The 9,608-nt window shown below is 35.5% G+C and carries 9 protein-coding genes; 8 read left to right on the top strand and 1 reads right to left on the bottom strand.

From position 1 onward, the window contains the following. Positions 1 to 315 (bottom strand): hypothetical protein (locus ACTQ5K_RS24745; RefSeq protein WP_441994413.1); only part of this gene is annotated, 315 nt, incomplete at its 3' end. Between the two features lie 339 nt (positions 316 to 654). On the opposite strand from ACTQ5K_RS24745, the gene ACTQ5K_RS24740 reads away from it, so the two are divergent. The 8 genes from ACTQ5K_RS24740 to xylE all read left to right on the top strand — a co-directional run bounded on the left by ACTQ5K_RS24740 (position 655) and on the right by xylE (position 9,238). Continuing rightward, positions 655 to 1,197 carry a YwhD family protein gene (locus ACTQ5K_RS24740; protein WP_031535824.1) on the top strand — a complete coding sequence of 181 codons (543 nt, stop codon included), beginning with the start codon at positions 655 to 657 and terminating at the stop codon, positions 1,195 to 1,197. Between the two features lie 17 nt (positions 1,198 to 1,214). Beyond that, positions 1,215 to 2,279, top strand: a complete 1,065-nt coding sequence (locus ACTQ5K_RS24735) for an LLM class flavin-dependent oxidoreductase (RefSeq protein ID WP_031535822.1) — start codon at positions 1,215 to 1,217, stop codon at positions 2,277 to 2,279. A 5-nt stretch (positions 2,280 to 2,284) separates the two neighbouring features. Then, the gene (locus ACTQ5K_RS24730; RefSeq protein WP_031535820.1) at positions 2,285 to 2,851 is read left to right on the top strand and encodes an NADPH-dependent FMN reductase; all 567 of its coding nucleotides are present in this window, start codon (positions 2,285 to 2,287) and stop codon (positions 2,849 to 2,851) included. A gap of 146 nt (positions 2,852 to 2,997) precedes the next feature. Further along, positions 2,998 to 3,261 carry a hypothetical protein gene (locus tag ACTQ5K_RS24725; RefSeq protein ID WP_231512506.1) on the top strand — a complete coding sequence of 88 codons (264 nt, stop codon included), beginning with the start codon at positions 2,998 to 3,000 and terminating at the stop codon, positions 3,259 to 3,261. Between the two features lie 195 nt (positions 3,262 to 3,456). After that, positions 3,457 to 4,464, top strand: coding sequence for a sugar-binding protein (locus ACTQ5K_RS24720; RefSeq protein ID WP_031535814.1), 1,008 nt, complete (start codon positions 3,457 to 3,459; stop codon positions 4,462 to 4,464). Then, positions 4,457 to 5,896, top strand: a complete 1,440-nt coding sequence (locus ACTQ5K_RS24715; RefSeq protein ID WP_048717772.1) for a sensor histidine kinase — start codon at positions 4,457 to 4,459, stop codon at positions 5,894 to 5,896. The genes ACTQ5K_RS24720 and ACTQ5K_RS24715 overlap by 8 nt, the downstream gene beginning before the upstream one ends. Further along, on the top strand, positions 5,893 to 7,461 hold the full coding sequence (locus ACTQ5K_RS24710) for a response regulator transcription factor (protein ID WP_251628431.1): 1,569 nt from the start codon (positions 5,893 to 5,895) through the stop codon (positions 7,459 to 7,461). Before ACTQ5K_RS24715 ends, ACTQ5K_RS24710 begins: the two co-directional genes overlap by 4 nt. 358 nt (positions 7,462 to 7,819) lie before the next feature. Further along, positions 7,820 to 9,238 (top strand): D-xylose transporter XylE, encoded by a 1,419-nt coding sequence (xylE, locus tag ACTQ5K_RS24705; RefSeq protein WP_031535810.1) that lies wholly within the window; start codon positions 7,820 to 7,822, stop codon positions 9,236 to 9,238. The last annotated feature ends 370 nt before the right edge of the window (positions 9,239 to 9,608 follow it).

Below are 9,608 nucleotides of genomic sequence, written 5' to 3'. Positions count from 1 at the left end.
AGCGTTCTCTGAGCCCAAAAGCAAGAGAAGAAGCAAGAAAAGGTAACAGAGAAGCGTTCTCTGAGCCCGAAAGCAAGAGAAGAAGCAGGAAAAGGTAACAGAGAAGCGTTCACTGTGCCCAAGACAAAGAGAACCAAAACTCTGAGATATCGGGGAAAAGTTTTCATCAAGCGAATGAAAACCAAAAATCCCAGAGGAGAGAAGAAAAGTGGTTTTCATAAAAACAAGTAAAAGCCAAAAAAGCAGCAAATTATCAAATTCCAAATGAAACTTCCCAACACCCAACACCCAGTATTTACTATCCACGAGAATCATACATAGCCTTCCTAATAGATAGACAAAATATACAATGGACTTAAACTTCTTTGTAAGTACATAAGAACATTTCCTAGTAAGCTGAATAATTGCCATTAATCATTATAACCCTTAATATTACAATCAAGACAAGTCATTTATAAAGGCGTATATCCTGAAAAAAAACGTCTTGAATTACACAAAAGTATCGAGAATTTATAGATGAAGGAAAGAGACTTGTTAAGTAGAAGTCCGTACATATTTTTGTATTGGCAATTCGTAGCATTTCTCGTTCAACACGAGAATATAAGTGAAGGGTAAGGAAGCAATAATACTGGAAGGAGGAAAATAGTGAAAAATATGGATAACAAAAAAGAAGGATCATCCAAGCCAAACGCTCAATTTAATATTTTACGAAATGACCCTACCAAGGGAGATGGTGGGTACGGAGTAGGCTCTATTTCTTTAGAGAATGTGACACCAATTATTATCGATAGAGAAACACAAGAAGTATTTATAGATATGGGTGCTTTGCATGGTAGAAGCAAAGTAGAGCAAAAGGTATTTTTTAAGAATGTGACGAAAGAAGAAGTGGAAGAGCTAGATCCACATAAATATTGGGTCATTTGGATTGCGTTGGACAGAAACCAGAAAGGGGTTCACTATTCTGGTGCAGGTGCTTGCGAAATTTTGGTTGCAACGAAAACGAAAGAAGGAAGCAGAAGGATTTTTGGCTATAAGTCAATGCCAGAGCATGTAAACAGTCTTGATAAAGCAATCAAAAGAAAATTTGTATTAGACATCATGGATGATGAATCCAAACAAGCTTTAAAGAAATTTCTTGTTGATTTTAACAATGAATATTGGGAGAAATCCCCTGAGGAATTGAAAGATAGCCTATAAGAGGAAAGGTGAATGAATTGAAAAAATATGGAATAGATCCAAGCAGAGGCTTGGAGTTTGGAATATATACACTAGGCGATCATTTGCCAAACCCAATCACTGGAGAAAGGGTTTCTGCAGAAGAACGTGTACATGAAATAATTGAATATGCAAAATTGGCAGATCAAGCGGGTCTTGATTTCTTTAGTGTTGGGGAAAGTCATCAAGAATATTTTGTTACACAAGCACATTCCGTTGTGTTATCAGCGATTGCACAAGCAACGAAAAATATTAAAATCGCTAGCTCCTCTACGATAATCAGTACATCGGATCCCGTTAGAGTATACGAAGATTTTGCTACAATTGATTTAATTTCAAAAGGCCGAGCTGAAATCATTGCTGGACGTGCATCAAGAGTAGGATTATTTGATTTATTAGGCTATGATCTTCGTAATTATGAAGAATTATTTGAAGAAAAATTTGAATTATTAATGAAAATTAATGAAGAGGAAGTAGTGAATTGGAGCGGAGAATTTCGTGCGCCGTTGAGAAATGCACAAGTTTTACCACGTCCTAAGAACAGCTTTATTCCGATTTGGCGAGCTGTTGGAGGAACACCAGCAAGTGCAATTAGAGCAGGAATTGCAGGAGCACCAATGTTTATGGCACATTTAGGAGGACCAGCCTCTGTATTTAAACGGACAGTAGATGCCTATCGGGAAGCAGCACGTAATAGTGGATTTAACCCAGCAGAACTGCCAGTAGCAACAGCAGGATTTTTCTACGCAGCAGAATCATCTCAACAAGCATTAAAGGATATGTATCCGCATATTAACGAAGGCATGAAAAAAACGAACGGAGCTGGATTTCCAAAACAACATTTTGCACAGGGAGTAGATCCGCATAATATTATGAATATCGGAAGCCCACAACAAATTATTGAAAAAATTCTTTATCAACATGAAATGTTTGGGCATCAACGTTATATTGCCCAAATTGACTTTGGTGGAATGCCGTTTGAAAAAGTCATGAAAAATGTAGAAATTATTGGTACTGAAATCTTGCCGGCTATTAGAAAATACACGAAAAAATCGGAGGCATAAGAAATATGAAGATTGTTGGATTATCCGGTTCGAAAGTCGGATCGAAAACAAGAACAGCAATGGATTACACAATGAAAACTATTGCAGAACATTATCCAGAAGTGGAGATAACGTTACTCGACTTAGCGGATTATGATATTCCATTTAGTGATGGAAGAAATTATTTAGAGTATGATGGGGATGCTGGATATGTGACCAAAACATTAATGGAAGCTGATGCCATTATTATTGGAACACCGGTTTTCCAAGCATCGATTCCAGCTACATTAAAAAACATTTTTGATTTATTGCCTCAAAATGCGTTCCTTGATAAAGTTGTAAGTGTTGTAGTTACAGCAGGTTCTGCAAAGCATTATTTAATTGTGGAGCAGCAATTAAAACCAATCTTGGCTTATATGAAAGCACAAATTGTGCAAACCTATGTATTTATTGAGGAAAAGGATTTCTATCGAAAAGAGATTACAGATGATGATGTGTTATTCCGCATTGAACGATTAGTGGAAGATACAATTGTATTAACAGAGACCTTTTCGGAAATAAGAGAGAAAAAGGAAGCGAAATACGATTTCTAAAGTAAAGTGGTAGAAATTTACTTCACTTTATTATGCAATAGTTAATTATTATACATTTTAGTCTAATTAGTATTTTAAAAGGAAGAGTAAGAATAGAAGAACTTAAGGGAATTGTCACCATTCAGCGGGATATAGGTTCAGATGTATTGGTAATAAATGATATGCCTTTATCAAAATATTTCACGGGCTATAATGGGGAAAAGATTTCTCTTTCTATTGTTTGTGAAGATGAGAGAACCTATACGTATGAGGGAACAGCAGATATTTTTTACTTTGAAGGGAAACAGCATTACTATAGAGGCACGAAATATGTTGATGACTTCTTCATTGATGATATGGATGTTCGCGAACTATTAGAACACCATGAAAAAGAGTTTATAAAAATAACTCTTTCCAAGATGGAAAATTAAATGGATTAAAAAGCCAGCACTCAAATCTTAACGTGCTGGCTTTCTTTGATGAAAAGGAAAAATAATTATTTAATGTACATACAAAGAATAAAAATTTTTATTTCCAATTCTCTCCTTGTATTTTTTGTTCACCTTTTTCAAATATATGTTATTATCAACATAAGAATACACTAGTTACGTCATTTGGAGGAACATATGAAACGTATCTTTTTTTATACCATTTTAATTATCATTTTTCTGATAGCGGTTGCATATTCCTTATATTCTTATAGACAGGCTCAAATTTATGATCAGAAAATGCAAGAAGTTATTTCAGAGGAGACCCCTTTGCCAAAGTACCATTTTGCGTTAATTGGAGAGGAAATGGATCATGATTATTGGCGTTTAGTGGGGGCAGGGGCAAAAAAAGCTGCGTTAGAGAATGATGTTTTTGTTGAATATGAAGGACCAAAACGTTCGAATCCAGAAGAACAATTAAAACTATTAGATATGGCAATCCAAGCTAAAGTTGATGGCATTATTGTGCAAGCGCTTAACGAAAATTTTACACCACTGATTAATAAGGCTGTTAAGGCAGGAATCCCAGTTATTACGATTGATACAGATGCACCAGAAAGCTTACGCAATGCTTATATTGGGACAGATAATTATTTAGCTGGTCAACTAGCAGGGCAAGCATTAGTAAACGATACTGGGGGAAAAGCAACAATTGGCATCATTACCGGTGGGGTGGATAATGCCTATAATCAGCATCAATTAAGAGTACAAGGATTTAAAGATGCAATAGCTAAGGAAGATGGAATGAAGGTTATTGCGATAGATGAATCAAATCTAACAAGAGTACAAGCAGAAGAGAAGGCTTACAAGATGCTGAAAGAACATGAGGACATTACTGCATTTTATGGAACAAGTTCATTAGATGGAATCGGTATAGTTGCTGCAGCAAGATCATTAAATAAGCAAGATGACTTGTATGTTATCTCATTTGATACATTAGATGAGAATATAGAGTTGTTAAATAAAGGGGATATAAATGCCATTGTGGCCCAGCAACCTTTTGTAATGGGAGAGAAAAGTATTGAAATAATGTTAAATCTCCTAAACCAGAAGTCTATCTCGGTTGTAAATCATACGGATGCAGCAATCATTTATAAAAAAGATATAGAAGCAGTGGTAGAGAAAAAGGTGAATGTTCATGATTAAAATTCGTTCGAAGCTACTGATTTATTTTGGTGTCATTTTACTTTTGCTGTTGCTTTTATTTTGGATTCGAGAACATAGCAATCAACAAGTAAAGAAGTTATATGATGAGAATATGGAATATTTTTTCTTGTTAAATGAAATCACAAAGGAAACGAATCAGACATATCAATCACTGCAAATTTATGTTCATGAACCATTGGAGGAAAATTTAGATTTATACGATGTTGAAAAAAATAAGTTTAATGAGCTACAGCAACAGTTCATTGCGATTGAAAAAGAAGGAATTCCTAAGAAGAACCTAGTAAATATGATGGACAATTTCCGAGAGCAAACGGAGAAAACAGTAAAGGGAATGGAAAACCAAGATATCCAACAATATTCTAGTTCCTTAAAGGAAGTAGAAAAGACATCGAGCTATATTCATGAGAAAGCACTTGATTTAATTGATGTAAAGCTAACAGAATATCAAGAAGTTTCGTATCTCTTAGATAAAAAAATTGTTCACACGAAAAATATGGGAACTACAATTCTATTTTCTATTATTCTATTGAGTATTTTATTTGCATTATGGTTTTCTAATGGAATAACGAGAACCATTGGCCGTCTGACAAGAGAAGCAGAGGAAATTTCAGCAGGGAGATACGATCGTGCAGATATTGTTGTATCTCAAAAGGATGAGCTTTGGTTTCTAACGAAAACTTTTAATGAAATGAAAAAAAACATTTTAGAGTCGGTTAGTCAAATGGAAGAAAAAGCAAAGTTAGCTCAATTACTGAAGGAGATGGAATTAAAGAGTCTGCAAAATCAAATTAATCCTCATTTCCTTTTTAATACACTGAATACTATTTCGAAAACCGCTTATATTGAAGGGGCAGAGCGAACATGTGAATTAATCTCTTCCGTTTCAACTTTACTTCGTTATAATATTGGCAGTCTGGATCGCCAAACGATATTAAAGGATGAAGTGGTAATTGTGAGGGAATACTTTTTTATCCAAAAAACACGTTTTGGCCAAAGAGTGGAATTTAAGGAAGAGATCGACCCAGCTTGTTTATCGATACCGATTCCATGTCTTACCTTGCAGCCAATAATAGAAAATGCATTTATACATGGAATTGAAAGTATGGCAAAAGGGGCTATTATTACTGTATCAATCTATGAAAAAAATCAAAAAATATGGATAGAAGTAACGGACAATGGAGTAGGGATGGCTCAGGAGACAATCGACCAATTAATGGACTTGAGGGAGGATAGAGAAAAATCTACAACGAATAAAGGCTCTGGCCATTCTACTGGAATAGGGATGAGTAATGTGATTAAAAGGATTAAATTATTCGATAAAAATAGTCAGGTAAAGATTCGTTCAACTCTGGGCGAAGGTACATCAGTGATCATTAGCTTGAATAAAGATAGGAAGGGGGCTTATTCGTGATAAAAATAATGCTAGTAGACGATGAACCGATTGAAAGAGAAGGACTGAAGCTCATGCTTAGCCGAAATCGCTCTAATTTTGAAGTCATTGCAGAAGCGGAAAATGGGAAAGAAGCAGTTGAGCTTGCTATTTCCCAAAAGCCAGATTTAGTATTTATGGATATTAAGATGCCAGAATTTGATGGGATTGAAGCGATAAGACAGATACATGCCTCCCATCCAACTATTAAGTATGTAATGGTTTCTGCTTTTGATACATTTGATTATGCACGGGAAGCAATGAAATTTGGTATTAAAGAATATTTACTTAAGCCGAGTAAGGTTTCGGAAGTTTTAGAGGCTTTTGACGGAATGGCCGAAGAGATTGAACAGGAAAAGCAAGAGGTCATGAAAAAGCAGGAAATGAATCATCGCCTGGAGAGAGTAAGCTCGGTTATTGAAATGGAATTTATTGTATCTTTTATTATGGACTATGTATATGAATTTAACCAAGAAGAGTGGGATGAATGGCTAGATCTTGAACAGAAGCAAGGCTTTGTCGCCGTTTTTTCCTTTGCATCAGAGAACCAGCATCCAAGTAGAGAAGTGAAAAGCCGGTGGTATCGAATACTAAAACAAGCGTTACAGGAACAAAACCTACAATGTTTGGTTGGGCCATTAACGGGGTTCCAAGTTCCGATATTAACATTAATTAATCAAAATGAGAAACCAAATGGTGAAATAAGAGATGACTTTGCACGAAAGATAATTCATGATGTGCAGAATCAACTTGAACAGTGCCATATATATGCAGGTGTGGGGACGCTTGTCTCAAATGTGCAACAGTTTTCTGATTCCTATAAAGAGGCAATCTATGCATTAGAGCTCGTGCATAGCCATCCAAGTGCAGCCTATATGACTTATAATAATCGAGTGAAACAAAAACGAAAAGAGCTAATTCCTTTTGAGGTGGAAAAAGAATTACTGGATGCGGTTAAGAAAGGGGAAGTTCAAAAAGGATTGCAAATGTTCGAAACCTATTTTCAAACTATTCAGCAGGCATCTGATTTTCAACTAAGCATGATTCATAAAGCAATCGAGAATTTCTTTATCATCTTAATTCGTTCAATGAAGGAGCTAGGGTTTGAAGAAGAAATTGAAACGAGTTTAGGAAAATTTGATAACTCCATGCAAATAAAAGAGGCAGCGAAAGCACACTTATTGCTCGTTATAAAGCATCTTGGAGAGTGGCGATCAAATGGGATACGCGCATTATTGTTGCAAGCAAAAGACTATATGGATAAAAATTTTTATAAAGCTATTTCGCTTGAAGAAGTCGCCGATCATATTGGAATAAGCTCCTATTATTTAAGTAAATTATTTAAAGAACGATTCCAGGTAACATTTATTGACTATTTAACGAAAACACGTTTAGAAAAGGCGAAAGAGCATTTATTAGATCCCAATGTGCCATTGAAGGAAATTGCGTTAAACATAGGTTATAAAGATCCCAACTATTTTAGTAGAGTATTTAAAAAAGAGACGGGAATGAGCCCGAGTGAATATAGACTAAAATATCAGCAGTAAAAACAGCGATCATTGGTCGCTGTTTTTTTAGTGCTGAGCATTGCTAAACAATCCTTAATAAAACAAAGAGAAGTAAGGATTTTACAAGAAAGTCTAGATGATAACAAAAAAGTGAAGGTGAAATCGCTATCAAGAATACGCTTTCATGATAATTTAATAGTATGAAATGAATGAATGAATGAAGTGCTTTATTAAATAGAAATGAAAACGGAATCATCTTAGTATTGTTAGGTTAGGAGGTTAGTAGACTAAAAAATACTATGAATACTAAAAAAGTGATTATTATTAGCTGAAATGAAAAGGCTATCAGTAATCATAAGAGGGGAGGAAAGAAGGAGATTAAGTCTCTTTCAAACATATGGTAAATAAAAATAGTTATTTTTATATTGTACTAATCACGTTGGTTGCGACACTTGGAGGCTTGTTATTTGGTTATGATACAGCAGTAATTTCTGGAGCAGAAGGATCCCTTCAAGCCTATTTTTCAGATGGATTAGGTCTTAGTTCCCTTGTACATGGAATTACCGTTTCAAGTGCTTTAATAGGTTGTATTATTGGTGGGTTTATATCTGGTTACTTCGCTACAAATTTCGGACGCAAATATTCCCTTATTATTGCAGCGGTACTATTTTTAATTTCAGCTCTTGGATCTGCGTTTCCAGAATTTTTGTTTTTCACACAAGGAGAACCAAGCTATGCTCTACTCATTACTTTTAACATCTATCGAATTATTGGGGGAATTGGTGTCGGCTTAGCTTCAGCAATCTCACCTATGTATATCGGGGAAATGGCACCTCCAAAAATTAGAGGTACATTGGTTTCTTTAAACCAATTTGCGATTATCTTTGGAATGCTTGTCGTTTATTTTGTAAACTGGGGTATTGCAAGTGGGCAAACGTTGGAATGGTTAAATGACATTGGTTGGCGCTATATGTTCCTATCTGAAGCAATACCTGCAATCCTATTCTTGGTGTTATTATTCACGGTTCCAGAAACACCACGTTATCTTGTGTCGAAGAATCAGGATGAAAAGGCAATGACTGTTTTGTCCAGAATATATGAAAAAACAATGGCCAAAGCGACTATGTTTGAAATTAAGGCATCCTTTAATGAAAACAATAAATCAAAAGCAAAGCTGTTTACTTTCGGCAAAAAAATTGTAGTTGTTGGAATATTATTATCAGTCTTTCAGCAATTCGTTGGAATCAATGTAGCTCTTTATTATGCCCCACGTATTTTTGAAAGCATGGGTGCGGCAAGAGATGCTTCCATGTTCCAAACGATTATTATGGGCTTAGTCAATGTTGTGTTTACTCTTATCGCCATCTTTACGGTTGATAAATTTGGACGTAAGCCACTATTAATTATTGGTTCTGTTGGAATGACAATTGGTATGTTTGGAGTAGCTGCTATGGCTTTCTCAAACAAAATTGGCATTGCGACCTTGATATTCATTATTATTTATACTGCATCCTTTATGATGTCATGGGGACCAGTAGTGTGGGTGCTAATCTCAGAAATCTTCCCGAATAGAGTTAGAGCACAAGCTGTTGCAATTGCGGTAGCAGCACAATGGGCAGCAAACTACTTTATTTCTTCCACATACCCAGCGATGATGGAGGTAAGTGGTGGCTTAACCTATTCCTTCTATGGAATTATGAGTCTATTATCAGCACTATTTATTTGGAAGTTTGTACCTGAAACAAAAGGTAGATCATTAGAAGAACTGGAGAAAATTCTTGTTAATTCGCAGAAAAAGGATGAAGATGTAGCGTAAGTATTGATGGGAAAAGCAGGGGGGATAGTCCTCTGCTTTTCTTTTAATTTTTGGAGAAGTTGATGGTTTTGGCTGAAAAGGGAGTGTTTTGGCTGATAAAAAACAAATTTGGCTGAAAAGGGAGTGGTTATGGCTGATAAAAAACAAATTTGGCTGAAAAGGGAGTGGTTATGGCTGATAAAAAACAAATTTGGCTAAAAAGGGAGTGGCTTTGGCTGATAAAAAACAAATTTGACTGAAAAGGGAGTGGTTATGGCATAAAAAACAAATTTGGCTGAAAAGCGAGTGAGTTTGGCTGAAAAAAACAAATTTAGGCTGAAAAGGGAGTGAGTTTGGCTGAAAAAAACAAATTTAGGCTGAAAAGGGAGTG

The organism is Niallia sp. Sow4_A1, from assembly GCF_052116745.1.
GTDB classification, from domain to species: Bacteria; Bacillota; Bacilli; order Bacillales; family Cytobacillaceae; genus Niallia; species Niallia hominis.
The sequence above is the reverse complement of the archived record's forward strand: the minus strand, read 5'-3'. Positions and strand labels throughout refer to the sequence as shown.

Bases quoted from the DNA above. Each gene is read 5' to 3' on its own strand.
- ACTQ5K_RS24730 (WP_031535820.1), top strand. From the start codon at position 2,285: ATGAAGATTGTTGGATTATCCGGTTCGAAAGTCGGATCGAAAACAAGA.
- ACTQ5K_RS24715 (WP_048717772.1), top strand. From the start codon at position 4,457: ATGATTAAAATTCGTTCGAAGCTACTGATTTATTTTGGTGTCATTTTA.
- ACTQ5K_RS24740 (WP_031535824.1), top strand. From the start codon at position 655: ATGGATAACAAAAAAGAAGGATCATCCAAGCCAAACGCTCAATTTAAT.
- xylE (WP_031535810.1), top strand. From the start codon at position 7,820: ATGGTAAATAAAAATAGTTATTTTTATATTGTACTAATCACGTTGGTT.
- ACTQ5K_RS24720 (WP_031535814.1), top strand. From the start codon at position 3,457: ATGAAACGTATCTTTTTTTATACCATTTTAATTATCATTTTTCTGATA.